Source organism: Curvibacter cyanobacteriorum (assembly GCF_028649475.1).
Taxonomy (GTDB): domain Bacteria; phylum Pseudomonadota; class Gammaproteobacteria; order Burkholderiales; family Burkholderiaceae_C; genus Curvibacter; species Curvibacter cyanobacteriorum.
This window is the reverse complement of sequence record NZ_JAQSIP010000004.1, coordinates 218,490-244,084: the sequence shown is the minus strand read 5'-3', so window position 1 is coordinate 244,084 and position 25,595 is coordinate 218,490. Positions and strand designations below refer to the sequence as shown.

The following is a 25,595-nucleotide window of genomic DNA, read 5'->3' as shown; positions in this document are numbered from 1 at the left end:
CCTGGCAGCGTTCCATGGCCTCTTGGTTTGCCACCGCCCCCACTCACTCGGCCCCATGCCTTCACTGAACCGCCACACCCTTCACCAACTGCCCGAGCGCGGCGTGCGCGTGCCCGGCGCCGACCGCCAACACCTGACGCCCGGCGTGCTGCACCTGGGGCTGGGGGCCTTCCACCGCGCCCACCAGGCGCTGGTGTTTGACCAACTCTTGCAGGCGGGCCACCGCCACTGGGGGGTGCACGGTGTGGCCATGCGCAGCACCACCCTGGCCGACGCGCTGGCGCGCCAGGACGGGCTCTACGCGGTGCAGGTGGCCAGCCAGCAAGGCCTGCACTGGCAAGTGCCTGGGGCCTTGCTGCGCACCAGTGTGGCCGCGCGCGAACCCGAGGTGGTGCGGCAAGCCATCGCCGCACCGGGCACGCGCTGGATCACCCTGACGGTGACCGAAAAGGGCTACACGTCCGAGCTGGCCGCGCTGCTGCGCCAAGGCCTGGCGGAGCGCCAGCAAGCGGGCCTGCCCGGCCTGACGCTGGCGTCCTGTGACAACCTCAGCGACAACGGCCGGCGCCTGCAGGCCCTGTGCACCGCCGAGCCCGGCGCACTGTCGGACTGGATCACGGCGCACTGCGCCTTCCCCAACAGCATGGTGGACCGCATCGTGCCCGCCGCCACGCCCGAGCGGCTGCAGGCCGCGCGCCAGGCCCTGGGCCTGGACGATGACGGCGCGCTGGGCACCGAAGCGTTCTGGGAATGGGTGATCGAGCGACGCTTTGTCGACCCCGACGATGGCCCCGCACTGGCCAGTGCCGGGGTCACCGTGGTCGACGATGTGCGCCCGTTCGAGGAGGCCAAGCTGCGCCTGCTCAACGGCAGCCATTCGGCCATGGCCTGCCTTGGCGCCGTTCTGGGGCTGGCGGTGATTGCCGACTGCATTGGTACGCCCGCGATCCGCCAGTTTGTGCACAGCCTCATGAGCCACGAGGTGGCCCCACACCTGAGCCGGCGCGATTGGCCCGCCTACCGCGACGCCTTGCTGGCCCGCTTTGGCAACCCCGAGCTCAAGCACAGCGTGCACCAGATCGCCACCGACAGCTCGCAAAAAATCCCGCTGCGCTGGCCGCCGTCGGCCGAGCGCCAACTGGCGGCGGGCCAACGCATCAGCCACCTGGCGTTTTGCGCCGCGATCTACCTGCGCTACCTGCGGGGCGTGAACGAACTCGGTCAGCCCTACACCGTCAATGACCCCCTGGCCGAGCCCCTGCAGGCCCTGGCCCGCCAGCACGCGGGCGACGCCGCGGCCACGGTGCGGGCGCTGTTGACACAGCCAGCGCTGTGGGGCCCCAGCCTGCCCCAGGACGCCCGCTGGACCCGCGCGGTACAGCAGCACCTGGAGCGCATCCAGGCCGTGGGCGCGCTCGCCGCCCTGCACGAACTCAACGCCGCTACCCCGGCCTGATGCCCATGAAAATCACCGCTGCGCGTGTCATCGTCTGCTGCCCCGGCCGCAACTTTGTGACCCTCAAGATCGAGACCGACCAGGGCCTCACCGGCCTGGGAGACGCGACCCTCAACGGGCGTGAGCTGGCGGTGGCCAGCTACCTCAACGACCATGTGATCCCCTGCCTGATCGGGCGCGACGCGCACCAGATCGAAGACCTCTGGCAGTACCTCTACAAGGGCGCCTACTGGCGCCGTGGGCCGGTCACCATGAGCGCCATCGCCGCGGTGGACACGGCCCTCTGGGACCTCAAGGCCAAGGCCGCCGGCCTGCCGCTGTACCAGCTGCTGGGCGGGCGCAGCCGCAGCCGCGTGCTGGTCTATGGGCACGCCAACGGGCGCGACATCGAACACACCGTGGACGAGGTGCTGCGCCACCGCGACATGGGCTTCCAGGCGATCCGGGCGCAAAGCGGTGTGCCGGGCCTGGACAAGGTCTACGGCGTGGGCCAGGGCGGCTTCTACGAGCCCGCTGACGCCAGCCTGCCCAGCGAGCACGACTGGAGCAGCGAGAAGTACCTGCGCCACACACCGGCCTTGTTTGCCGCGGTGCGCGAGGCCGTGGGCCCGGACGTTCACCTGCTGCACGACGCGCATCACCGCCTCACGCCGATCGAGGCCGCACGCCTGGGCAAGGCGCTGGAGCCTTTTCACCTGTTCTGGCTGGAAGACGCCACGCCCGCCGAGAACCCGCAGGCTTTCGCCCTGATCCGGCAACACACCACCACGCCGCTGGCGGTGGGCGAGGTGTTCAACTCGCTGTGGGACTGCAAGACGCTGATCGAGCAGCAGTGGATCGACTACATCCGGACCACCGTGGTGCATGCGGGGGGCATCAGCCACCTGCGCCGCATCGCCGACCTGGCCGCCCTCTACCAGGTGCGCACCGGCTGCCACGGCGCCACCGACCTGTCACCGGTGTGCATAGGCGCAGCGCTGCACTTTGACACCTGGGTGCCCAACTTCGGCATCCAGGAATACATGCCCCACACCGAGGCCACGCTGGCGGTGTTTCCACACGATTACCGGTTTGAACAAGGCTTCATGTACTGTGGCGAGACGCCGGGGCACGGGGTCGACATCGACGAGGCACTGGCGGCGCGCTACCCCTACCAACGCGCCTACCTGCCCGTCAACCGGCTGCAGCACGACGGCACGCTGTGGAGCTGGTGAGGCTCAGGCGCCCAGCAAAAGCAGCAAGGTGCCGTCGAGTTGTTCGGACGGCAGGCGCTTGAAACCCGAGCGCGCATAACGCTGCAGGCGGCCCTGCAAAAACGCGGTCAGCGCCGCGGCGCGCACCTGGGCATCGACCGTCGGGGTGGGCGAGCCCAAGGCCTCGGCCAGCGGGCGCAGGCATTGGCGCAGAGTCAACTCGAGGCGGTCGAAAAGCTGGTTCATGCGCTGCTGCAGGCGCTCGTGTTCGAGCACCAGCGCGTCGCCACACATGACGCGCACCATGCCGGGGTTCTTCTCGGCGAACTGCACCAGCAGGTACATCACGCGCGTCACCTGGCGGCGGCCCAACGTGCGCGGGTCGGCATCGCCTGCGGCTTCGCGTTCGATCAGCTGGTTGGCCAAGGAGAACACGGTCTGCTCGATGAACTCGATCAGGCCCTCAAACATCTGCGCCTTGCTCGCGAAGTGGCGGTACAACGCCGCCTCGCTGACCCCGATGCGGGCCGCCAGGGCCGCGGTGGTGACGCGCTCGGCCCCCGGTTGCTCGAGCATGCTGGCCAGGGTCTGCAGGATCTGCACGCGGCGCTCGCCGGGCCGGGGGCGCTTGCGCACGGCGGGGGCGTCGGCCTCGGCTTCTCTGTCGGCGTCCGCCTCAGGCGGTACCGGGCTCAGGCGGTCGTCGGTATCAGCTGAAAAAACAGGGGTGTCAGGCATCGGCAGGTGGGGTTGGCGCGGCTGATTCTCGCACACCCCCAAAGCGGGCCTGCCGGGGCGGCCCGGGCGGGTCCGCTCAGTGGGGCTCGGGGGCGAAAACCAGGCGCGCCAGCAGGCCGCGGTCGCCCTGGCCGACCAGCAACTCCAGCGTGCTGTGGTGCACGCGGGCGATCTCGTCGGCGATCGCCAAACCCAGGCCACTGCCCTCGCCCACCGTGCCAGGGACGCGGTAGAAGCGCTCGGTGACCCGGCTGCGCTCGGGGGCCGGGATGCCTGGGCCGTCGTCCTCCACCGCGAGGTAGGGGCGCACCGCCCCGGCGAGCGGGAGCTGGCCGCAGCGCAGGGTCACGCTGCCGCCTTCGGGGGTGTAGCGGATGGCGTTGTCGACCAGGTTGCCCAGCAACTCCCGCAGCAGCCATTCGTGGCCCTGGGTGTGGGCCGGCTCGGCGGCCAGCCCCAGGTCGATGCCGCGCGCCGTGGCCGCGTCCAGGTGCACCTCGAGCAGCGACTCACACAGCGCCAGCAGGTCAACCCGCTGCACCGGCTGCGCCTCCATGCTGCGCGCGTCGGCCCGCGACAGCGCCAGCAACTGGTTGGCCAACTGCGAGGTGCGGCGTGTGGCGCGGCGCAGCTTGTCGATCTGCTCGGCGTCGAGGGCCAGGGTGACCGGGGGCGGCGGGGGGCTGCCGGGGCCGCCCAGGCCATCCGGCGCGGGCGCCGGCTGCTGGCGGTGTTTGTTTTGCAGCACCTGGGCCCAGGCCTCGACCTGGGCTTGCAAGCCCGCCAGCGGCGTGCGCAATTGGTGGGCGGCATCGGCAATGAAGCGGCGCTGGCTGGCCGACTGGGCATTGACCAGGTCAAACAGGCGGTTCAGCGACTGCACCAGGGGCCGCACCTCGGCGGGCGAGGAGGCCACATCGATGGCGCTGAGGTCTTGGGGCGAGCGGTTTTCCACCGCCTCGGTCAGCTCGATCAGGGGGCGCAGCGCGCGCCGAACGGCCCAACTCACCGCCAGGGCGGCCGCAATCATCAGCACCAGGTTGGGTAACAGCACCCGGGCCAGCAGCGCGCTGAGCCACTGCTGGCGCGGGTCAGAGCCGTCGGCCAGTTGCACAATCAGGTCGCCCGCACGGGTGCGCACGCGCTGCGACACGATGCGGTAGGTGACGCCCTGCTCCTCGACGCTGTGGAACTCGGGCTCGCCGGTGGCCACGGTGGCGCCGGACAACCAGGGCTCGCCGTGCAGCAGGCGGCCTTCGAGGTCATTGACGCTGTATGCCGCGTGGCCCGGGCGCAGCTTCAGAAAGTCTTCCACCGGGGGGGCCAGCAAGAGCACGGGCGGGTCGCCCGACTGCACGCCCGGGGCCACCACCGAGTCGGCCAGCAGGGGCACGTAGCGCAGCAGGTTGCGGTCGTGCTGGACCGCCGCGCTGTCGGCCGAACGGTAGTCGAACCAGGCATTGCCCAGGGCCAGCAAGAACAGCGGCGCCAGCAACAAGACCAGCAGTCGGTTGCGCAGGCGGGTTGCCATGCTCAAACGCTTTCTTGCAGTTCGAGGCGGTAGCCAAAACCCCGGATGGAGCGCAGCGCGAGGCCGTGGGGCTCGAGCTTGCTGCGCAGGCGGGAGATGTAGACCTCGACCGCGTTGGGGGTGATTTCCTTGTCCCAGCCGGTCAGGGCGGCCAGCAGTTTGTCCTTGCTGGCGGGCTTGGGGGCGTTGATGAGCAGGTACTCCATCACCGTCCATTCGCGCGGCCCGAGGTCGATGACGGTCTGGCGACCGTCGGTGCCGCTGCGCACGGTGGCGCGGCGGCTCGCGGTGTCCATCTCGAGCGGCCCAAAGCTCAGCACCGCCGAGGTGGCCGCCTGCGAGCGCCGCAGCAGCGCACGCAAGCGGGCCAGCAACTCGGGCAGCTCGAAGGGCTTGACCATGTAATCGTCGGCCCCGAGGTCCAGGCCCTGCACCCGGTCTTGCAAGGCGTCGCGGGCGGTCAGGATCAACACCGGCATGGTGCGGCTGGCCACGTCGGACAGGCGCAGCCGCCGCGTCAGATCGAGCCCGCTCATGCCGGGCAGGCCGATGTCGATGATGGCGGCGTCAAAGGTTTCGGCGCGCAGCACCTCCTCGGCGCGTTCACCGCTGCCGACCCAGTCCACGGCATAGCCGGCATCGCTGAGGCCGAGCTTGATGCCACTGGCCACCATCACGTCGTCTTCTACGAGCAGCAGTCTCATGCGGAGTGGGGAGAGGTTGAAGCGGACTGGCCCGGCCCCGCCGCCGGTGGCGACGCAGGGCCCAAGGCCAGGGGGGGCGTGGTCGGCGCGGCGCTCAGTGCGAGCGGATCATGGTGCCGTAGGCCTGATCGGTCAGGATCTCCAGCAGCATGGCGTGTGGCACACGGCCGTCGATGATGTGCACCGCGTTGACACCGCTCTTGGCCGCGTCCAGCGCGCCGGCGATCTTGGGCAGCATGCCGCCCGAGATGGTGCCGTCGGCAAACAACTCGTCGATGCGCTTGGCGGTCAGGTCGGTCAGCAACTGACCCGACTTGTCGAGCACGCCGGGGGTGTTGGTCAGCAGCACCAGCTTTTCGGCCTTGAGCACGGTGGCCAGCTTGCTGGCCACCACGTCGGCGTTGATGTTGTAGCTCTCGTTGTCCTCGCCAAAGCCGATCGGGCTGATGACGGGGATGAAGGCGTCGTCCTGCAGCGCCTTGACCACGCTGGGGTCGATGGAGACGATGTCGCCCACCTGGCCGACGTCGTATTCCTTGTTCGGGTCCTGGTTGTCGACCATCTTGAGCTTCTGCGCGCGGATCATGCCGCCGTCACGCCCCGTCAGGCCCACGGCCTTGCCGCCGGCCTGGTTGATCAGGCCCACGATGTCCTGCTGCACCTCACCGGCCAGCACCCACTCGACCACTTCCATGGTTTCGGCGTCGGTGACGCGCATGCCCTGGATGAACTCGCCCTTCTTGCCCAGGCGGTTGAGGGCGGTTTCGATTTGCGGACCGCCGCCGTGCACCACCACCGGGTTCATGCCGACCAACTTGAGCAGCACCACGTCCTCGGCGAAGTCGGCTTGCAAGGCCGGGTCGGTCATGGCGTTGCCGCCGTACTTGATGACCAGGGTCTTGCCGTGGAACTTGCGGATGTAGGGCAGCGCCTGGGCCAGGATCTCGGCCTTGTCGCGCGGGGCAATGGTTTGGATGTCGGTCATGGTCTGAACTGAGGTGGGTGCTGCGGGCCGGAGCCAGCAGCGGTTTACCGGGAGGGGCTGGAGCGCAGCCGGGGCGAAACAGGCCGAATTGTGCCGCAAGCGGGGGCTTGCACCGGGTCGGTCGGCCCGGCTGGCGCGCAAAAGTGCCAGCACAGGCTGGCACCCGCGGCCCTCAGGCGGTCAACGGCGCAGCCAGCCAGGCACTTTGAAGCGCACGATGGCCAGGTAGGCGAGCACGTAAGTCACCACGAACAGGCCGCAGAACAACAGCAGCACCACCGAGTTTTGCCAGAACAGCACCGCCGGCAGCACGGTCAGCGCCGTGAAGCCCCACAGGTAGGGCGAGGTGCGGTTGTTGCGGATCAGCAGCTGGCGCGCATGGTCGTCGTGGAACACCTTGCGCACCAGGCGACGGAAGATCAGTTGGTGAAAATGCAGCGCATCGGCCACCCCAGGCGAGACGCCGCGCGCCGCCTTGCGGTAAATCGAGAACAGCGTTTCCCAGACCGGGTAAATCAGCAGCAACAAAGGGAACCACGGCGAGACCACCGGGTTGCGCTGCACCAGCATGATGGCGCCCACCGCGATCACACCGCCCCACAGGTAAGCGCCCCCGTCACCGGCAAAGATCAACCCGCGCGGGTAGTTCCAGACCAGGAAGCCGGCCGTGGCGCCGGCCAGGGCCATCATCAGCGCGGCCAGGGCCCGGTCGCCCACCTGCAGGGCCACGTGGGCCAGGGCCAGCGAGATCAACAGCGCCACCGTGCCGGCCAGGCCGTTGTAGCCGTCGATGATGTTGAAGGCGTGGGGCAGGCCCGCAATCGCCATCACGGCCAGGACCACCGCCAGCCAGGGCCAGCGGTTCAGGCTTTGGTCGATCCAGCCGATGTCCAGGCGGTGCACGCCCAGGTCGAGCAACCAGCAGGCCAGGGTCGCCGTGCCAAAGGTGGCCAGCAAACGCAGGCTGACCGGCAGGCGCTGGGTCATGTCCTCCATCAGGCCCGTCAGCAGGGCCGGCATCATGACCAGCAACCACAGCAAGACGTTGATGGGGTTGAGCTTGAGGTTCAGGTTGACCAACACCCCGTCCACCAAGGCCCCGACCAGCCAGGCCACCGACAGGCCGGCGCCCAGCGCCAGCCCGCCCAGGCGAGGCACATGCCCCACGTGAAAACGCTGGGGCTTGTCGTCGCCGTAATGGAACAGGGTCCCCGCGCGGCTTTGAGCGCGCACGATGGCCACGCCCGTCAGCAGGGCAATCAGGAAGGCGATGGAAGTCAGGACAACCATCAGTCAATCGATCGGGTCAAAGGGGCTCCCAGGCGGCAGGGTCAGCAGGTCGGTGCGGGCTCAGCCTTGGGCCGAGCGCAGGGCTTCTTGCGTCTGGATGGCTTGTTGCAGGCGCGAGAACTGTTCTTCAGAGAACAGCTGGGCGTAGGCCACCGGCAGACCGCCTTCGGCTTGCAGGCGCACCAGTTGATCGGGCTTCAACGCGGCCAGGGCAGCGTCGTTGACATGGAACAGACCCGCCACCTTTTGGTCTTGACCGTTGTGGCTGGCCACCAGCTCCCAAGGCGTCAGCACGCCCGCGGCGGCCAAGGCATTGGCGGCGCGGGTGATCTGTACGCGACCGTTCTCGAGCTCGATCAGGAAGTTCATGACGCGCTGCAGTTCGGCGCTGGGCAGGCCGTTCTGCTCAAAGAACGGCTGGCCTTCGGAGGCCGGCACCAGGTGGGCACCAGTGGCTTCGGTGGCCAGGACCAGACCCTGCTGCTGCTCGTCGCGCACCAGGCGGAACGGGTAAGCGCGCAGCGCGGCGGGCACATAGCCGCCCAGCCATTGGCCTTGCGGGCCCACCAGCAGGTTGGTGTTCTCCAGCAGCGACAGGATGGCGACCAGCTGCCATTCACCTGCGATCTGCACAAAAGCCAGCGGCAGGTGGGCGGCGGCCTTGCGCAGCTCCGCGGCCGACAGCGGCACGAACGACGTGGTGACAGCGTACTGGTAGTGGCCGGGGTGCTTCCAGAACTGGCCAGCAAAAGCTTCGGGAGAAACGGCGATGAGTGCCTGCATGAGGAGACCTTAGGGTGTCGATCGGTAGCATTGCCAGGGGACGTCCGATGCACACGCACCTCTCCCTGCAATTCTTAAACCCTCGATTCTAGTTCGCCAGCGCCGTCCCCAGGCCCGCCGCAGCGGCCCAGGGCCCCGGCAGCCAGCCCTCATAATCCGCGCATGTCATCTCGGAACGCCCCTCTTCACGTCTACAACCGCGAAATTCGCCAAGAAGCCCGCACCTCGTTGCGGGTCTTGTCCGACCTGGTGCGACCCGGGGCCCTGGTGCTGGACCTGGGTTGCGGCAGTGGCTCACTGGGCCAGCACCTGAAAGCCCAACGGCAGTGCACCGTCGACGGGGTGACCATCAACGAAGCGGAAGCCGCGCTGGCGCGCCCAGGCTACCGCCGGGTCGATGTGACCGATCTGGACCAGGACGACCTGGCCTTGCGTTTCGCGGGCGAACGCTACGACTTCATCATCTGCGCCGACGTGTTGGAACACCTGCGTGGCCCTGAAAAGGTGTTGCGCGCCTGCCGCAGTTTGCTGGCCCCCGGTGGGCAGTTGCTGATTTCGATCCCCAACGCGGCCTATGCCGGCTTGCTGGCCGAGTTGATGCAGGGCGAGTTCCTGTACCGAGAGGAGGGCCTGCTGGACCGCACCCATGTGCGCTTCTTCACGCGCCAGTCGCTGGGCCGTTTCCTGAGCGACGAGGGCTGGGGCCTGCTGGCCCTGGACACCATCGAGCGCGAACTGCACGAATCCGAGTTCGCCACCTGGTTCGACACCCTGGCCCCCGCCGTGACCCGGCAACTGCTGAGCCAGCCTGATGCGCTGACCTACCAGTTCATTGCCACGGTGGTGCCCGACCGGGCCCACCAGAGCGGCCTGCTGCAGGCCGAGCCGGCCAACGCCCACCCGCGCTTCAGCGCCAGCCTGTACCTGGGCGACGCCCGCGGCCTGAGTGAGGACCGCAAACTGGTGCAAGCCGGTGCCATCGGGCTGGCCGACCAGACCCTGGTGTTTGAGCTGCCCGGCGACCGCACCTTGACCGAGTTGCGCCTGGACCCGGCCGACCGCCCCGGCTTCATCCACCTGCACAGCCTGGGCCTCCACGCCGCCGATGGCCGTCTGTTGTGGCAGTGGCGCAGCGACCAGGAGGGCCTGGACACCCTGAGCCAATGGCCCCACCACGACCTGCTGCCCCACCGCACCGGCCTGGGCAGCGGCAGTGCCCTGTGCCTGATGCACGGGGCCGACCCCTGGCTGATGCCGCCACTGCAAAGCCACCTGGCCGACGCCGTGGGCGGGCGATTTGAAGTGCGCCTGGGCTGGCCGATGTCGGCCGACTTTCTGGCCCTGAGCGAACAGCTTCGGGTCAGCGCGCTGCAACAGCACAGCGCGCAGCAAGCGTGGCAAGCGCAGCAGGCCGAGACCGAGGCGCAGATGCAGGCCCTGAACCAGGCCCAACACATTCTGAACGAGCGCAACCAGCACCTGAGCGCCGCCCAACAGGCCCTGCAGCACGAGCGCGAGGCCCTGCACGCTGAAGTGCAGCAGCTGCAGGCCACCTGCGAACGCCAGCGCCAGCACCTGACGGCGCTGGAAAACTCGACCGTTTTCCGCCTGAGCCGACCGCTGGTGCAACTCAAGATGCGCCTGCTGGGCCCACGGGAGGCGGGGGGCACACCGGCGCCAGCGCAGGCGGGCATCACCGCCCCGGCCCCCGTGCCAGCCGCCCGCCCCAAGGACACCACGGCCCAGGCGCCGGGGCTGGCCGCACCGATCGATGTCATCGTGCCGGTCTACCGCGGCCTGGGCGACACCCAGCGCTGCATCAACTCGGCCCTGGCCAGCGTGCAGCGTTGTGACTGGGCACTGATCGTCATCAACGACTGCAGCCCGGAGCCCGAAGTGAGCCAGTGGCTGCGCGAGGTGGCAGCCCGCGAGCCGCGCATCACCCTGCTGGAGAACCCGGAAAACCTGGGCTTTGTGGCCACCGTCAACCGCGGCATGTCACTGCACCCGGAGCGCGATGTGGTGCTGCTCAACAGCGACACCGAAGTCGCCAACGACTGGCTGGACCGCCTGGCCCAGGCGGCCTACCACCACGGCCGTGTGGCCACGGTGACGCCGTTCTCGAACAACGCGACCATCTGCAGCGCACCGCGCTTCTGTGAGGCCAACCGCCTGCCCGAGGGTTACGACACCGCCCGCCTGGACGCGCTGTTTGCGCGCACCAACCCGGGTCAGGTGGTGGACGTGCCCACCGGCGTCGGCTTTTGCATGTACATCCGGCGCGACAGCCTGCAGGACGTGGGCCTGTTCGATGTGGCCCACTTCGGCAAGGGCTATGGCGAAGAGAACGACTTCTGCCACCGCGCCCACCTGGCGGGCTGGCGCAACCTGCATGCGCTCGACACCTTTGTGCTGCACGCCGGCGGGGTGAGCTTTGGCGCCTCCAAGAGCGCGCGCGAACTGGCCGCCATGGACACCCTGCGCCGCCTGCACCCGCAGTACGACGGCGCGGTGCAAGCCTTCATCCAACAAGACCCGGCACGTGGTGCACGGCAGGCCGTGGACGTGGCCCGTGTGGTTGAGTCCGGTCTGCCCGTGGTGCTGATGGTGCTGCACCAGTTTGCCGGGGGCACGGTGCGCCATGCGCGCGAGTTGGCGGCACAACTCAGCGGACGCGCCTGGTGTCTGCTGCTGCGCCCCGAAGACGGCACCCAGGTGCGCCTGCAGCTGGTGGGCCCGCAAGAAGGCCTGGACCTGGGCTTTGATGTGGCCACCCAGTACCCCGATCTGCTCAAGACCTTGCGCCACCTGGGCGTGCGCCTGGTGCATTACCAGCACCTGTTGGGCCATGCGCTGCCCATCCGCGGACTGGCGCAGGACCTGGGCGTGCCGTCGGAGTTCACGGCCCACGACTTCTACAGCTACTGCCCCCAGATCACGCTGACCACCGAGGACGGCCAGTACTGCGGCGAACAAGGCCTGGACCAGTGCCGCGCCTGTGTGGCCGAGCGCCCCGCCCCAGGCGGGGGGCGCATCGAAGACTGGCGCGCCTTCAATGCCGACCTGCTGCAACGCGCCCGCCATGTGCTGGCGCCCAGCCTCGACGCGGCCCGGCGCCTGGCGAGCTTTGTACCGACCTGCGATGTGCGGCTGGCACCGCACCGGGATCTGCCGGCCGACCTGCCACTGGCGGCCCTGCCCCGCCAGCTGCCTGCCGAGGCCCCGCTGAAGGTGGTGATCCTCGGGGCGCTGAGCGCCATCAAGGGGGCCGACCTGCTCGAAGCCGTGGCCCAGGAGGCCGAGCGCCGCCAGGTGCCGATCGACCTGCACCTGGTGGGCTACGGCTACCGCACGCTGAAGACCCGCCCCAAGACCCGACTGACGGTGCACGGCGCCTACGAGGATGCCGACCTGCCCGCCATGCTGGCCTGGCTGCAACCGGACGTGGTGTGGTTCCCGGCCCTGTGGCCGGAGACTTACAGCTACACCCTGAGCACCTGCCTGGCGGCCGGGCTGCCGGTGGTGGCCCCGGACCTGGGCGCCTTCCCGGAGCGCCTGCACGAGCGCGCCTGGACCTGGCTGCGCCCCTGGAACAGCTCGGTCAACGAGTGGGTGGACTGGTGGCAATCGGTGCGCGAGGCCCACTTCGTCAGCGGCCTGCCGCCCACCCCGCCGGCGCGGCCGGCCTCACCCTGGCTGGGCAGCGTGGTGCGAGACTGGGACTACGAGCGCGAGTACCTGCAAGACCTGCCGGAGGTGGCCCCGGCACAGGGCCTGCCGGCCGACTTTTTGAACCAGTTCCGCAGCGATTTCCAGCCCCTGGCGGCGGCCCCCACGGACACCGCGCCCAGCCCGCAGCCAGCTGACGCGGTGGCAGCGCCATCCGAGGCCTGCACCGTTGCGACCGCCGCACCGCACCCCCTGCGTTCGCTGCCGGGGGCGGGTCTGGTGCTGCGCGTGCTGCCGCCCCGCGTGAAGGCCGCCCTGCGCCGCCACTTGGGGGCGTGAGCTCGCCCGGGCTGGCACCGAGACGCGTCAGCCCCCCATCACGCGGCGTGTTCCCTGTCCCGCGCGGGCTGCTCCAGACCGGCGGCCGGGGCCCTGCTGATTGAAAGTGACGCCACCGCCGGCCGGATGGCCTGATGTATTGACCCAGCACTTTCTGCACAGGTCAGGCTGCTAACGCATAAGCCTCAGCGGGGGTCTTCATGCCCAGCGCCTGGTGAGGGCGCCGGTGGTTGTAAAAGCTGATCCAATCCGCGATCACGCGACTGGCGTGCTGCAGGGTTTCGAACCGGTGGTGGTGTACACACTGGTCTTTGAGCGTTCTGATCACGCGCTCGACCATGCCGTTTTGCTCTGGGCTGTATGGAGTGATGAACTCCTGCTGCAGACCATAGCTTTTGACCAGGGCCGTGTAGCTGCGGCTGGTGAACACCAGCCCGTTGTCTGACCTCAGCAAGAATGGGTGCCGGACCTTGCCCAGGCAGCCGTACCTGGCAATCAACGCTTGCTCGAGTGCCGCCTCAGCGGTCTTGGATCGGCCGCTGCGGCTGAGGTGCCAGCCCAGCAGCTCGCGGCTGTAGCAGTCGATCACCAAGGCCAGCGAAGCCCAGCCGTCACGCCCGGTCCACACGCGGCACAGATCGGTGGCCCAGCGCTCGTCTGGCGCCTTGGCCACCGATGGCAATACCTGGATGCGAGGCCTGAAGCCCACCGGTCGCTTGCGCACCTGCCAACCCTTGAGCTGGAAGATCCGCTGCACGGTGTTCTTGTTGAAGCCAAGCAGGTGCGCCACGGTGCGATAACCAAACGACGGGTTCTCTTCGATCATCGCCTTGATGGGCTTGACGAAGTGTTGCTGAACCTTCGGCGCGGCCTTGGTGCTGCGGTAGTACACCGTGCGTCGAGGCATCTCGAACCACTGGCACAGCTTGACCAGGCTGACCTTCAATCCCTCTTCAGCCAGTCCCTGCTGAAGGCTGAGGATCATTTCTCGTCCTCGGTGCCCAGCAGGGACGCCAGCTTTTTTCTGGCACGCAGCTCCAGCATGGCTTCGCCATAGGCCTCCTGCAGCTCACGCAGTTGCTTCTCGTACTGCTCTTTGACTTCCAGAGGCTTGGTGCGCAGGGCGTTCTCCATGCCGCGCTTGCCTTCATCGACCCACTGCTCCACCTCCGACGGGTTGAGATCGAAGGCCCGGCTGGCCTCCGAGATCGTGGTCTTGCCCTGGATGATGTCCAGGACCAGGGCCGTCTTTCTCTTGGCCGTCCAACGCTTGATGTCGTCTTCCATCAGGGTGCTCATCTGTGTTTCCTTTCAACGATAACACCTGAGCAGGAAATTTCTGGGTCAATACACTGAAGCGATCCGGGCCGGCGGCGGCCCGGTCCATGCAGGGGCTCAGCGCTCGATGTGGCGATCCGACGGGTGCCTCAAACGCCCCCCGGCCGGCCCCCCGGTCGGTTCAGCCAGACGCCGCCACCACCGCTTCAACCCAGCGCGGGTGGCCCGCGCTCAGTGGCTTTACGGGCTGGCGGGGGATTCCGGGCTGGCTGGCGCGGCGGGTGTGGCCTGCGCCGCCGCTTCGGCTTCGGTGTCGATGAAGAAGCGTGGCGCTTCGCTCCAGAAATGCCAGGCCGGCGGGCATTGCCGGATCAAACCATCCAGCTCGCCAAACACGGCCTGGGCCAGCGTGCTGACGTCGTCGCCCACGCCCCACACGCGCATGCGCAAATGGCGACGCCCGGTGTCGAGGTTTATGCCGGTGATGTAGAGCACCACCGGGATCTTCTGGTCCACGGCCAGGCGCAGCAGACCGCGCGGTACCCGGGCCGGCATGCCGGCCAGGGACACCACCTCGCTCGACAGCACCTGGTCAGACGGCACGTCAATGGCGGCCAGCACCTGTTCGTTTGAGCGCAAGGCCTTGATCGCAGGACGCAGGCTGACCGACACATCCATGGCCGGACGGCCCAGCGCGTCGGTCACGGCCTGGGTGCGCGCCCGCGCATACCAATGCAGGACGGTGCGGCCTTTGAAATGATCGCCATTGAGGGCCGCCACCAGGGCATGGGGCTTCAAGCCCTGGGCACGCGCATGGCGCAGCCCCCACATGCCCGCCCCCCAATGGAAGGTGCACAACAAGGCCGCTTGGTCTGGCGGGCACCAATGACCTTCCACATCGAGGTGGCGCCGCATCCAGGCATCAGAGCGGGTGCGGCCCAGGTAAAAGTCGGCGTGGTCCACCAGCGTCACCAGACGCCGTGACCAGATCCAGCGCGCCGCCGCACCGGGTTCGCTGCCCACCCAGCCGCGCGCCTGGGCCTGGGCCAGCGCACGCTCACAGGGGTCGCGGTACAGAAAGCGCAGATGGGCCAGCCACTTGAAGACCCGAAAACAGACCGCCCAAGGCAACACCGCCGCCAGCCCTGGCAGCAACACCAGCTCCAGCAGGTCGCGCAGTTCCTGCCGGTAACGCTGCACGCTCATCGCGCCTTGGCCGCTGCCGCTTCGGCATTGGCCTTGAGTTGCGCATTGGCCAGGGCCACCGCCTTCTCACGGATCTCGGGCGGAATGCGCGCCTGCACCGCTGCGACCTGGCCCGTCTTGACCGAATAGACCAGCGCGTCGCGGAAGGCCAACAGCGCCTCCTCGGGTTGCTTCAAGCGCTGGTGGGCATCCGCCAGTTGCAGGGACATCTGGACCGCGTACTGCGGCGCCTTGATGCGACCGCCCTTCAGCGCCATCACGACCAGTTCCCAGTCGCCAGTGTGGGGCGCCATGGTTCGGGTGGCTTCAACCAAGCTGGCGTTGTAGCCGTCGTCTTCGATGTAGCTGCGCAGCTTTTTGGCTGCCCCCGGGATATCGCCGGCATTGGCAGTGACCAGCACGTCGGCATAGCGCACCGAGTGGGCATCGGGTTTGATCGCCTGGGCTTTGGCGAGGGCCTCCTTGGCCTTGTCGTGGTTGTTTTGGTACGAGTAGCCAATCGCCAGGTTGGCCCAGATCACCGGGATGTTGGGGCGCGACTGGGCCATGATTTCATAGGCCCACACTGCGTTCTTCCAATCGCCCAAGCCGTTGAATTCGTCGGAGATCTGGCTCATCAGCTTGCGGTAATGAGGGGTGACTTCGACGCCTTCCTTGCCCGAAGCCAGTGCCATTTCCATGTAACGCGCGCGGCGCGGATCAGCCGGGTTCTTGATCAGCTTGGCCGCCTTCAACAAGCCAATGCTGCGCATGAAGCGGTCTTCAGCGTAGAACGCTTGGCGGGTCACGTAGACACTGCCCAGCAGGCCCAACACGGCCAGGCCAGCCACCCCATAAGGCACAGCCTGACGCCACATGGCCTGAGGTTCGGGTGAAGCCTCTTGCGCATGCACGGTCTGACGCGAAGGCACCATCAAGGCAATGCTCACCGCAAAAAAGGCCCCCGTCCCAGCCAAGTGGAGGGGGAAGCCAAGGTTGCTGACCCACAACAACAGCAGCAAGCTGGCAAGCCCCGTGAGGCGCATCGCGACATCGCTGTTTTCTTCAGCTTGGGTCGTCTTGAGCAACTGCCAAGCCGTGCGCCCCAGCAGACCGAACAGCCCCAACAGGAACACCCAGCCCGCGATGCCGTACTCCACGAGCAGCTGCAAAAACTCGTTGTGCACGTAGTAGTCGATTTCCAACTCAGTTTTAGGCGGCTGGTAGAGCGGAATCACCACCTCCCAGGCCCCAGCGCCCACGCCGGCCACAGGGTGTGCGGCAATGGCGCGAATAACAGACTTCCACATGTCCAAGCGCACCGAGACACTGCCTACGGTGTACTCGCTTTTGCTTCCCATGGCCTGAATGCGTTGGAAGCTGTGGGCAAAGGCACTGTGCGACCGGCCTCCTTGAGCATTCTCTTGCAAGATCACCGCATTGCCAGTCGGCAGCATGCCCAGCGCAATCACCAGCGCTGAGAACAACACGGTCACCTGCAGCACGGTGCTCAGACGCCAGCGGTTCACGAGGCCCAAGGGACGACGGTAAAACCAAAAGAGCGCGGGGGTGGCCAGCACCGCCAGCATCATGCCGAACAGCGCCGAGCGCGTGCCTGTCATGAAGAATGCGACCACATTGAATGCCAAAGAAACAGTCAACAGGTACAGCGGCAAACCGACACGCAGGCGGGACAGCAAGAAGATCGAGAACGGCAGGGCACAGGCCGCGTACTCCGAGAAGAAGTTACGGTTCACGAAAGTTGACGCCGGCTGGGCCGACTGGGCAAACCACTCAACCCCGAACCAGTACTGGCACGCGATCACCAGCGAGGACAAAAACACGCCCAAATGAACAGCCCAGGAAAGGGTGACGAACATGGAGCGACTCTTGAGCTGAAGGGTCTGCCACAGCAACAAGGTGAACAGCCCCCAGCGCACGGTTTCACCCGTGGCCAAATAAGCGTGAGCCCAAAGGATGCTGCCCGCCGAATACAGCGTCAACAAAGCCCCCATGGCCAAGAACCAATGCCCCTGCGACCGCGTGAACTCAGCTCGGTTCGTCAGTGCGTACCACAGCACGGCCCCCAGGGTACCGAAGGCCACGATGGCCGATTTGACCGAATCCCCCACTGGCGCAGCCTCGGGCGCCCCCAACACTGGCAGCAGGAAGAACATCAGCACCAGCATCCAGCCCGCCCCCAAGGCCAGGTCCAGCCCGTCAGAGGGCGGCTGGGCCGGGGCCGGCGCGGCCTGTTGCTGTTCGGCCAACAAGGCCTGCCAAGAAGTGGAGGGGGATGCGCTGTAGCCGCTCGGAACCGTCATGTTCGAAACCCTGTTGTCGTTGCTCTCGTCAACTCACTGATGTGTCATTCCCAGTGGTGTGGCAAACGGACCAGACCGGGGGTCAGGTTGGGGGCCACCCACTTGAAAACCAATGCATTCAACCACTCGTCCAGGGTCACCAAACCCTGGGTGTCAAACAAATAGGCGCTGACCTTGTACTCGCCCGAGTGCAGGGGCAAGTCAGGAAAGCGCAGGGTGATGCCCCACTGTTCATCGCCCAAGGGGACCGCTTCGACCCCTTCGGCGTGGGTCGCCAGTGAGGTGATGCCCACGCCGTGATTTTGCTCCAGCATGACGCCAAAACTGGGCCGCGATCCACCGGGTACCCGCGCCTTTACGCGCACCACCAGATCAGGCCCGGCCATCAAGGGCGGGGTGTCTGCGTTCAAACCATCGACTTCGACCGAGACCAAGCCGGCCTGGTCGCGGCTGCGGTCCGCGCGCGGCGCCACCGCGCCCCCGTTCGCTGCGGCGGCGCTGTCACCCTTGGCGTCTTGTTGACGCACATGGGTCTCATACGAGGCCAGCACATGCTCTGTGGGCCCGAAAGCCTGCACCTGTCCGCCACTGAGCCACAGCGACACATCGCACAAGTGGCGCACATGGTAGAGGCTGTGAGAGCAAAAAATGATGGTGCAACCCGCCTCGCGGAACTGATCGATGCGCTCGATGCACTTCTTCTGGAAATGCTGGTCGCCCACCGCCAAGGCCTCGTCGATGATCAGGATCGCCGGCTCGACGGCGGTCACCAGGGCGAAGGCGAGGCGCACGATCATGCCCGACGAGTAGGTCTTCACCGGTCGGTCAATGGAGGCCTCGAGTTCAGAGAATTCAATGATCTCGGGCTCGAGGCGCTTCATTTCCTCGGCCGACAGGCCAATCAGGCTGCCGCCGAAATACAGGTTCTGTCGCCCCGTGAAGTCGGGGTGGAACCCGGCGCCCAACTCCAGGATGGCCGTCAGGCGACCGGTGCGCTCGATGCGGCCCGTGCTGGGCTGCAGGGTGCCGGTCAGCAGTTTGAGCAAGGTGCTCTTGCCCGCGCCGTTGTCACCAATCAGGCCCAGGCACTGCCCTTTGGCAAGCGAAAAAGACACGTCCTTGAGCGCCCAGTGGTGGCGCTGCGGCCCACTGCCCAACAGCAAGGCTTTCATGCGCTCGCGTGGCGAATCGTAGATCTGGTACTGCTTGCCCAGCCCCTCAACCTGAATCAAGGTCTGGGAATTGAGCAAGGGGTTGAATTTGGAACTCATAGCCAGTCCACCAACTGGTCACGGCTGCGCCGCACCACCACATTGAGCAGGCCGGCCACGCCTGCAATCCACAGCAAAATGGCGGCCCATTGCGCGAACTCCGGCCAGGCACCCTTCAACAACACCAGTTGATAGGCCTCGACCCAGGCGCTCATGGGGTTGAGCCAAAGCACCCAACGCCAGGCCTCGGGGAACTGACTCACCGGGAACAACACCGGCGAGATGAACACCCCCACCGAGAGCAGAAAGCCAACGATCTGCACCGTGTCGCGCACGGCGGCCGCGAACACCGCCAGCAAGTACGCCAGCAGGACACAGAAGAAGCACTGCAACAGCCACAGGGGCAACAGACAGAGCACCGACCAGGCCCCCTGGTGGGTGGGCCAGTAGGCCAGCGCCAGCACCAAGATCAGCGGTCCGTGGGTCAACATGGTGGCCAGCACGGAGCGGGTCGGAAACAGCACCGGTGGCAGAGGGTTCTTTTGCAGCAGGCCACCGGCCTCCAGCAGGCTGTTGGCGCCCCGCCCCACCGCGTCGCAAAAAGACATCCAGGGCAAGGCCCCCACGATCAGGAAAGCCCCCACGTGGCGGGTCGGCGCGTTCTCGCCCAAGCGCAGGGCGAACACCACGTCAAACACCAGGTAGTAAGCCGCGACGGTCAACAGGGGCTGAACATAGCCCCACAACCAACCCGCCGCGGTGCCAGCATGGCGGGCGGAGAGTTCCCGGCGGGTCAGCACCCACAGCAGTTGGCGGGAACGCCAGACGGTGAGCAAGTCGCGAATCAGCGGCATGGAGAAACTTCTTCTGGCGAGGAGACAAGAACACCAACGGCCCCTGAGGGCCGTGGCGTCTTACTGCGCAGGCTGAGCAGCCAATTGCGCGTCGATGAAGGCCTTGAGGACTTCAGGCTTGGTTTGTGCCTTTTCCAAAATGCGGCGGCCCTCAGCCAAACGCGCATCCTGGGTCAGCTTGCCCAGGACTTCGTTCTTGAGTTCAGCTTTGACCTCTTCAAAACTCTGCATGCCTGCCGGACGGGACTCCACCAGCTGCAAGATGTGAAAGCCAAATTGCGACTCCACCACCCCGCTGAGTTCGCCCGGCGTCTTGAGGGCAAACGCCGCATCCTCAAAAGACTTCACCATGCGACCTGCTGTGAAGAAACCCAAATCCCCGCCCTTGGCAGCACTGCCAGGGTCGTTGGACTTTTCACGCGCCATTTTCTCGAAGTCAGCCCCCTTCTTGAGGTCGGCGAGCAGTTGCTCAGCCTGTTCTCGGGTGCCACTGCCATTGGCCAACAGGATGTGGCGAATGCGAACTTCGGCAGGACGTTCAAAACGTTTGGCATTGGCCTTGTAAAGGCTCAAGGCCCGGTCGGTCAGCGCCTGGTCATTGACCTTGACCTTCTCATCCAGGCGGACCAGTTGCATTTCTGACAGCACACGGTCAACCACAATGCGCAGGGTGGCTTGGTTCAGCATGTCTTTGTCGAGACCTGCTTCTTCAGCTTGTTTGGCCAACACCCGGCGCAGCAACAAATTCGAGCTCATGCGGCCCATGTCATCGGGGTTGCGCAACATGGCCGAGCGCACCTCAGGCGACATGCGACGCAATTCAGATTCAAGATCAGCCGTGGTGATGGCCACACCATCACGCTGAATCACAATGCCAGGGCCTTGCGCGCTGGCCACCAGGGGCAGCGCGGACACCAGCAAAATACCCAGACCAGACAACAGACGAGTCAGCAGGCGAGTCATACAGCGATAGCACCAAGAATGTAAAGCATCATGAAAAAAGGCGGGAATTGCTTCCCGCCTTTGTCGTCGCAAAGCCCTTGCGGGCCTTGCTTCGGGTACCAGTGATTAGTTGGTACGGTGTGCCCAGTTGGCAGCGAAGCCGCCCGACTTGACATAGGCCTTGCCCACAACCGGCAGACCCAGACCACCGTTGGTGGTGTTGATGGTCAGCCAGCCTTCGTTGCCGGTCGTGACGGAGATGTCTTGACGGGTCACGGTCGACTTCAGGGTCGGGGTGGCAGCGAACGAAGTGGTCGGAGCGTTCACGCTCAGAACCGAAGCTTCACCGCAGAAGCGCAGGGTAGCGGCAGCAGCAACCGAGCTCGGCGACACGACGAAGCCAGGAGCGGCAGCGGTCGGGGTCGTTTCTTCACGGTCGTACGGGGTCACGCTGGTGGCAGCCACGCAGATTTGGTAGCCGTTGGTGGCCACTGCGGTGTTGCTCGGCGTGAAGTACGCGCCGCCGTTGTTCCAGCCCAGCGAGAACAGACGGCCATCGGTGGCGGTCGAAGCGTAGTTGTACACCACGGCGTAACGACGGGTAGGCATCGAGAAGACCCAGTCGGTCGAAGCAGCGATGCTGGTGGTGGTCAGGTACTCGTTGGTGATCGATTGAACAGCCAGAGCAGCGGTCAGCGCCTTAGCTTGGGCGATCGAGTCGGTACCGGTAGCGGTCACGGTCGGGGCCTTAGCGTAGGGGGTCGACAGGTCGGGCAGGTCGTAGTTACCAGGAGTAACAACGGCGGTGCTGATGGTGCTGGTGCCGTTGGCCAGGAACGAGTCAGCACGGAACAGCGGGTCAGCGGTCACGTCAACGATGGTGGCAGCGTTACCCAAAGTGTCGGTAGCGCTGGTGACGCGGGTGCCTGCGAAACCGGTAGCGGTTTGCGGGAAGAACACCAGGTTACCACCTTGCGAGGCACGCAGAGCAACAGCTTCACCGCTGAAGGTAGCAGTGTTGACGACGTCGATGATGGTGTAGTTAGCCATCAGCTTGCCAGTGGGGTAGGTCAGACCCAGCGCGTTGGCCGAGTAGCCGTTGACAGTGGACGACGAGTTGTTGGCAGTGGCGCCGTAGGCAACGCGAACCGGATCATTGATCAGCAGGCCCAGGGTAGCGGAGGTGCAAGGTGCAACGCCGGACACGTGCTTGATGGCAGTGAACAACGGGTTGGTCGCGGGGGTTGCCAGCGGCGAGCCAGTGGCTTGGTCAGCGAAACCAGTTTGACGCACGTCAGCCATCGTCAGAATTTCGACGTAGCCTTCGCGGGTTTCAGCAGCCAGGGCGTCGCCCGTCAGCTTGGTGTTCAGACGGCCAGTCACGAAGTTCGTGGTGGTCTTGCCGATGCCAGCGGGCAGCGTGCACGAGTTGTCAGCCGTTTCCAGCTTGCTCAGACCCGTGGTGGCGTCCTTGCTGATCTTGGCAGCCCACACGTCGCCAGGCGACAGGTACAGCTGGAAGTCAAAAATGTCGTCAGAGTTCGATGCACCGCGGAAACGCACCTTCACGGCCTTGCCGTTGGTGGTGTCGGTGTTGGTGATGTTCAGCAGCGTGGCGTTGGTGCCTTGAGCCGTGAAGTAAGGAACGATCAGGATGTCACCCACGCCGCTGGCGGCGAGTTGGATGTCACCAGTGGTGTTACCGTTGCTGAACACAGCGGCGGATGCAGCACCAGCGAAGCCGAGGCCACCAATCATGGCAGCAATGCTTGCAGAGAGAATACTTTTTCTCATTAAAGACTCCATTTAAAAAAGTTGGTAAGCGCAACTACCAAGATTGATTACGCTAGAGGATGTTAGCACAGGCGTTGCGAGGATGAACGACAGACAAACCTGATGTGATTTTATGTAGAAAAAAAGCAACAGGCCCAATGTGAACAAGTTCTTCAAACCATGGTTGGTCACCCCTCCTCATGATCAGGACGCCCAACCGAAGCCAAGCGGACCCAGCAAACGCTGCCCTTTCAGGGCTGTTGGTGATAGTACCACTGGCCCTGCGCCAGCAACCAAGTTTCATCAACACTGGTGCTGATCGTGTCGTTGGCACGACGCGACAGCGGCAAATAAACGGTGACCAGGAGCTTGACCGCGCATTTTTCCGCCTCGCATTTGACCGACAAGACTTCGGCGCTCTTCCAGCGTACTTTATTAGCGAAGTTCAGGGCCCAGCTGTCAAAGTCATTGACCGCCCGGTACGACGGCTCCACCAACTCGTAGGCCTTGGGCCACTGGCTGGCGCCCTTGATCAGGTAAGACCAACGCTGCTCAGCGCGCTGGCGCACCACCTCTTCGGGCTTCTGGTTCGGGACACTGGAACAGGCGCCCAGCAGCAGCACCGTCAACCCCAGCGCCAGACCACTGACCCGACGGGTCCATTTTTGATCCCACATCACACATCACTCCTAAACGATAAAAAACAACTTCGTCGTTCAAATCAAGGACTTGCCTTGGCTTTGCCCGCCTCATTGACCAGGGCCGGGTGGGTCCCCGCCTTGGCAGACGGCAAGATCGACAAGGCCTCGAAACCCGTGAACCCCTTCATGCGGTCACGCAACTCTTCGCTGACGTCCCGGACCTCTTGGTCGGAGCGAACCACCCGCGGGGTCAGGACCACCAGCAGTTCGGTCCGATTCTGGGTCGACGTGCGAGTTCCAAACAAACCACCCACCACGGGAATCGAACTCAACAGCGGCAGGCCCGAGCTGCCGCTCGAGTTGTTGTCCCGGATCAAGCCCCCCATGACGATGTATTCGCCCGAGCGGACCGCCAGCTTGCTGGTGATCTGACGCTGATTAAAAGGGAACTGGCCTGTGGCTGAGTCCACCTTGGCGCCCACGTCAGACACCGACTGCACCAGGTCCATGGTCACCATGTTGCCCGCATTGACCGACGGTGTGACCGTGAGGTTCACCCCCGTGTCCTTGTATTGGATGCTGTTGCTGACGGCGCCACCAGTGATGATGGTCGACGCGGTCTGCACTGGCTGCTGGGTGCCCACGGTGATGTTGGCGGTGTGGTTGTCCAGCACCATCAGAGACGGGCTGGAAATCACTTTCAGCAGGGATTTGCTGGCCAAGGCACTCAAAACGCCCTGGATGTTGCCCGCCGAGTTCTTCAAGGTGTAGGAGAAACCCTGCACCGCGCTGGACAGGCTGCCGTCGGTGGCTGTGCTCAGCACCCCGGTGCCGGTGCCGCCGTTGACACCCTTGCCACTGAACATGCCCTGCAGCCCATATTGAAGCGAGTCGCCCAAGGTGACTTCAATGATGGTGGCCTCAATCAGCACCTGGGTGGGCGGCACGTCCAGGCGCTTCAGGGCCGCCTCGATCTTCATGAAGTCGTTGCGGTTGCCATACACCAGCACGGCGTTGTTGATGTCGTCCGCGATCATGCGCAGCCCCGGGGCCAGGGTGACCGCGCTGACCGGGGTGGTCTGGTTGGTGTTGGCCGTCCGGTTCAGGTTGGTGCCGAGGGTCAGGCCCGCGCCACTGGAGGACGAACCCAAGCCCGAACTTTGGCTGCTCGAGCCCAGCGAGGGCGCCACCCCCGAGTTCGAGTTACCCGTGGTGCTCGAGCCACCGAACAGGCCACCGATCACCGACGCGAGGTGCTTGGCCGAGCCGTTCTGCACCGGGTAGACAAACAACTGCGATTCGCCGCTGTTGCTGCTGGGCTTGTCCAGGCGCTCGATCCACAGGCGCGCCTCTTCAAGGTAGGCCACGCGAGGCGTCACCACCAGGATGCTGTTCATGCGCTCGATGGGCATGATGCGCACCGCGCCAAACAGGGGGAAGCTCTCCGACAGCGCCACCGACGAGCCCGAGGAGGACGCACTGCCCGACAAACCACCCGTGGCCGCCGAACTGGCCCCCGGGGCATTGCCCGCCACCCCGGCCGCGACACCGGCCGCCCCTGGCGCTGCGTTGGCGGCGGCAGCGCCGGCGCTGCCCGACATCAGCCGCAACGCCATCTCGACTTCCTTGATGGTTGCGTACTTGAGCGGGAACACCCCCACCGACATGCCCTTGAGCAGGTTCACGTCGAAGGTGCTGACCACATCGAGCCAACCCTCGGCCTGGGTGCGGTTACCCGCCAGCACGAGCAGGTTGCGCACACTGTCGACCCGCACCAGGGCGTCGGGCGGCAGCATCGGGCGCAGGATGGAGGCCATCTCGTTGGCGCCGATGTACTGCAGCGGCACGATGATGGCACCACTGCCCGGGGGCAAGGGCGACTTGGCGACCACCTGGCGGATGGTCGGGAAGATGCCGCGCAGGGCGTCGGGACGACCGATGTGGAAGGTACCGCGGCTGTCGCGGATCATCGACAGGCCATTGGCCTGCAAGGCGCTTTCCAGCAGCAAGACCGCGTGGTCGGGCGACACATCGGTCTGGGTTGACAGGGTCACCGTGCCCGCCACCTGGCCGTGCAACACATAGTCGGCCTTGACCACGTCCTTCATGACCACATGGATCACTTCGGAGATCGGGGCCTCTTCGAACTTGAAGGCCATGGCGGCGCCCTCAATGGCCGGGAAGGGCTTGGGCGCCGCGATCACGCGGTCATTGCCGACGATGATGCGCGGCTCGGCCTGCACCGGGGCTTCGGCGGCGATCTTGGTGCCCGAGGCCACCGGGGCCGTCACGGGGCCTCGGGTCCCGACCGGAGCCGGGGCCACGGGCGCCACGGCGGCAGCGGCCGGGGCCACCTCGACCGGGGCAGCGGCGGCCGCTGGAGCCGCCGGCTCGGGTGCGGCCACCACCGAGGCCGAAGCCGGCGCATCAGGGGCTGCCGGCGCCGACACCGGGATGGCAGCGGCCGGAGCCGGGGCCGGCGCAGGCGCCACGGTGGCGGTGACCGAGGGGGTGGTGGGGGTGGCCACCCCAGGTGACACGACCACGGGCTTGACCACCGCGGGACGCGGGGCCGGGGCGGCCACGGTGCTGCCCCCCACCGAGAACGGCGATGGGGCACCGGCGGTTTGCGCCTGCGCACAGACCTGAAGGGTGGCCAGGGCCACGAGCGTCAAAGCCAAACTGTGTTTGTTCATATC

The 25,595-nt window shown here is 66.1% G+C and carries 19 protein-coding genes; 3 read left to right on the top strand and 16 right to left on the bottom strand.

The features are described 5' to 3' along the window. The first annotated feature begins 55 nt into the window (after positions 1–55). Positions 56–1,456 (top strand): mannitol dehydrogenase family protein, encoded by a 1,401-nt coding sequence (locus PSQ40_RS10665; protein WP_273951402.1) that lies wholly within the window; start codon positions 56–58, stop codon positions 1,454–1,456. Positions 1,457–1,461: 5 nt separating this feature from the next. After that, positions 1,462–2,670 carry a D-mannonate dehydratase ManD gene (manD, locus tag PSQ40_RS10660; protein WP_273951401.1) on the top strand — a complete coding sequence of 403 codons (1,209 nt, stop codon included), beginning with the start codon at positions 1,462–1,464 and terminating at the stop codon, positions 2,668–2,670. Between the two features lie 3 nt (positions 2,671–2,673). Here manD and slmA read toward each other — a convergent pair whose 3' ends face one another. The 6 genes from slmA to PSQ40_RS10630 all read right to left on the bottom strand — a co-directional run bounded on the left by slmA (position 2,674) and on the right by PSQ40_RS10630 (position 8,680). Continuing rightward, positions 2,674–3,387 carry a nucleoid occlusion factor SlmA gene (slmA, locus tag PSQ40_RS10655; RefSeq protein WP_273951399.1) on the bottom strand — a complete coding sequence of 238 codons (714 nt, stop codon included), beginning with the start codon at positions 3,385–3,387 and terminating at the stop codon, positions 2,674–2,676. Positions 3,388–3,463: 76 nt separating this feature from the next. Then, a complete protein-coding gene (locus PSQ40_RS10650) occupies positions 3,464–4,918 on the bottom strand; it encodes a sensor histidine kinase (protein ID WP_273951398.1) in 1,455 nt (484 codons plus the stop codon). Positions 4,919–4,920: 2 nt separating this feature from the next. Continuing rightward, positions 4,921–5,622, bottom strand: a complete 702-nt coding sequence (locus PSQ40_RS10645; protein WP_273951397.1) for a response regulator transcription factor — start codon at positions 5,620–5,622, stop codon at positions 4,921–4,923. A 94-nt stretch (positions 5,623–5,716) separates the two neighbouring features. After that, the gene (argB, locus tag PSQ40_RS10640; protein WP_273951396.1) at positions 5,717–6,607 is read right to left on the bottom strand and encodes an acetylglutamate kinase; all 891 of its coding nucleotides are present in this window, start codon (positions 6,605–6,607) and stop codon (positions 5,717–5,719) included. A gap of 180 nt (positions 6,608–6,787) precedes the next feature. After that, positions 6,788–7,897, bottom strand: a complete 1,110-nt coding sequence (locus PSQ40_RS10635) for an MraY family glycosyltransferase (protein WP_273951395.1) — start codon at positions 7,895–7,897, stop codon at positions 6,788–6,790. Between the two features lie 60 nt (positions 7,898–7,957). Beyond that, positions 7,958–8,680, bottom strand: coding sequence for a SapC family protein (locus PSQ40_RS10630; RefSeq protein WP_273951394.1), 723 nt, complete (start codon positions 8,678–8,680; stop codon positions 7,958–7,960). 162 nt (positions 8,681–8,842) lie between these two features. Here PSQ40_RS10630 and PSQ40_RS10625 point away from each other — a divergent pair, with 162 nt between their 5' ends. Next, positions 8,843–12,688: a methyltransferase domain-containing protein gene (locus tag PSQ40_RS10625; RefSeq protein ID WP_273951393.1), complete on the top strand. Its 3,846-nt coding sequence runs from the start codon at positions 8,843–8,845 to the stop codon at positions 12,686–12,688. A gap of 163 nt (positions 12,689–12,851) precedes the next feature. On the opposite strand, the gene PSQ40_RS10620 is transcribed toward PSQ40_RS10625, so the two are convergent. The 10 genes from PSQ40_RS10620 to gspD form a co-directional block, all read right to left on the bottom strand. Further along, positions 12,852–13,673, bottom strand: a complete 822-nt coding sequence (locus tag PSQ40_RS10620) for an IS3 family transposase (protein ID WP_273951392.1) — start codon at positions 13,671–13,673, stop codon at positions 12,852–12,854. Beyond that, on the bottom strand, positions 13,670–13,987 hold the full coding sequence (locus PSQ40_RS10615; protein ID WP_273951391.1) for a DUF1153 domain-containing protein: 318 nt from the start codon (positions 13,985–13,987) through the stop codon (positions 13,670–13,672). The genes PSQ40_RS10620 and PSQ40_RS10615 overlap by 4 nt, the downstream gene beginning before the upstream one ends. A 219-nt stretch (positions 13,988–14,206) precedes the next feature. After that, the gene (locus PSQ40_RS10610; protein ID WP_273951390.1) at positions 14,207–15,172 is read right to left on the bottom strand and encodes a lysophospholipid acyltransferase family protein; all 966 of its coding nucleotides are present in this window, start codon (positions 15,170–15,172) and stop codon (positions 14,207–14,209) included. After that, entirely contained in the window at positions 15,169–17,475 is a 2,307-nt protein-coding gene (locus PSQ40_RS10605) for an O-antigen ligase family protein (RefSeq protein ID WP_273951389.1), read from the bottom strand. The genes PSQ40_RS10610 and PSQ40_RS10605 overlap by 4 nt, the downstream gene beginning before the upstream one ends. Before the next feature lie 44 nt (positions 17,476–17,519). Further along, on the bottom strand, positions 17,520–18,746 hold the full coding sequence (locus PSQ40_RS10600; RefSeq protein WP_273951388.1) for an ABC transporter ATP-binding protein: 1,227 nt from the start codon (positions 18,744–18,746) through the stop codon (positions 17,520–17,522). Then, complete coding sequence (locus PSQ40_RS10595; protein WP_273951387.1) at positions 18,743–19,540, bottom strand: ABC transporter permease; 798 nt, start codon at positions 19,538–19,540, stop codon at positions 18,743–18,745. The genes PSQ40_RS10600 and PSQ40_RS10595 overlap by 4 nt, the downstream gene beginning before the upstream one ends. Before the next feature lie 60 nt (positions 19,541–19,600). Beyond that, positions 19,601–20,503: a peptidylprolyl isomerase gene (locus PSQ40_RS10590; protein WP_273951385.1), complete on the bottom strand. Its 903-nt coding sequence runs from the start codon at positions 20,501–20,503 to the stop codon at positions 19,601–19,603. A 105-nt stretch (positions 20,504–20,608) separates the two neighbouring features. After that, a complete protein-coding gene (locus PSQ40_RS10585) occupies positions 20,609–22,276 on the bottom strand; it encodes a cell surface protein (protein ID WP_273951383.1) in 1,668 nt (555 codons plus the stop codon). Between the two features lie 230 nt (positions 22,277–22,506). Then, positions 22,507–22,932, bottom strand: a complete 426-nt coding sequence (locus PSQ40_RS10580) for a hypothetical protein (protein ID WP_273951381.1) — start codon at positions 22,930–22,932, stop codon at positions 22,507–22,509. A gap of 44 nt (positions 22,933–22,976) precedes the next feature. Next, positions 22,977–25,592 (bottom strand): type II secretion system secretin GspD, encoded by a 2,616-nt coding sequence (gene gspD / locus PSQ40_RS10575; protein ID WP_273951380.1) that lies wholly within the window; start codon positions 25,590–25,592, stop codon positions 22,977–22,979. Positions 25,593–25,595 lie beyond the last annotated feature (3 nt).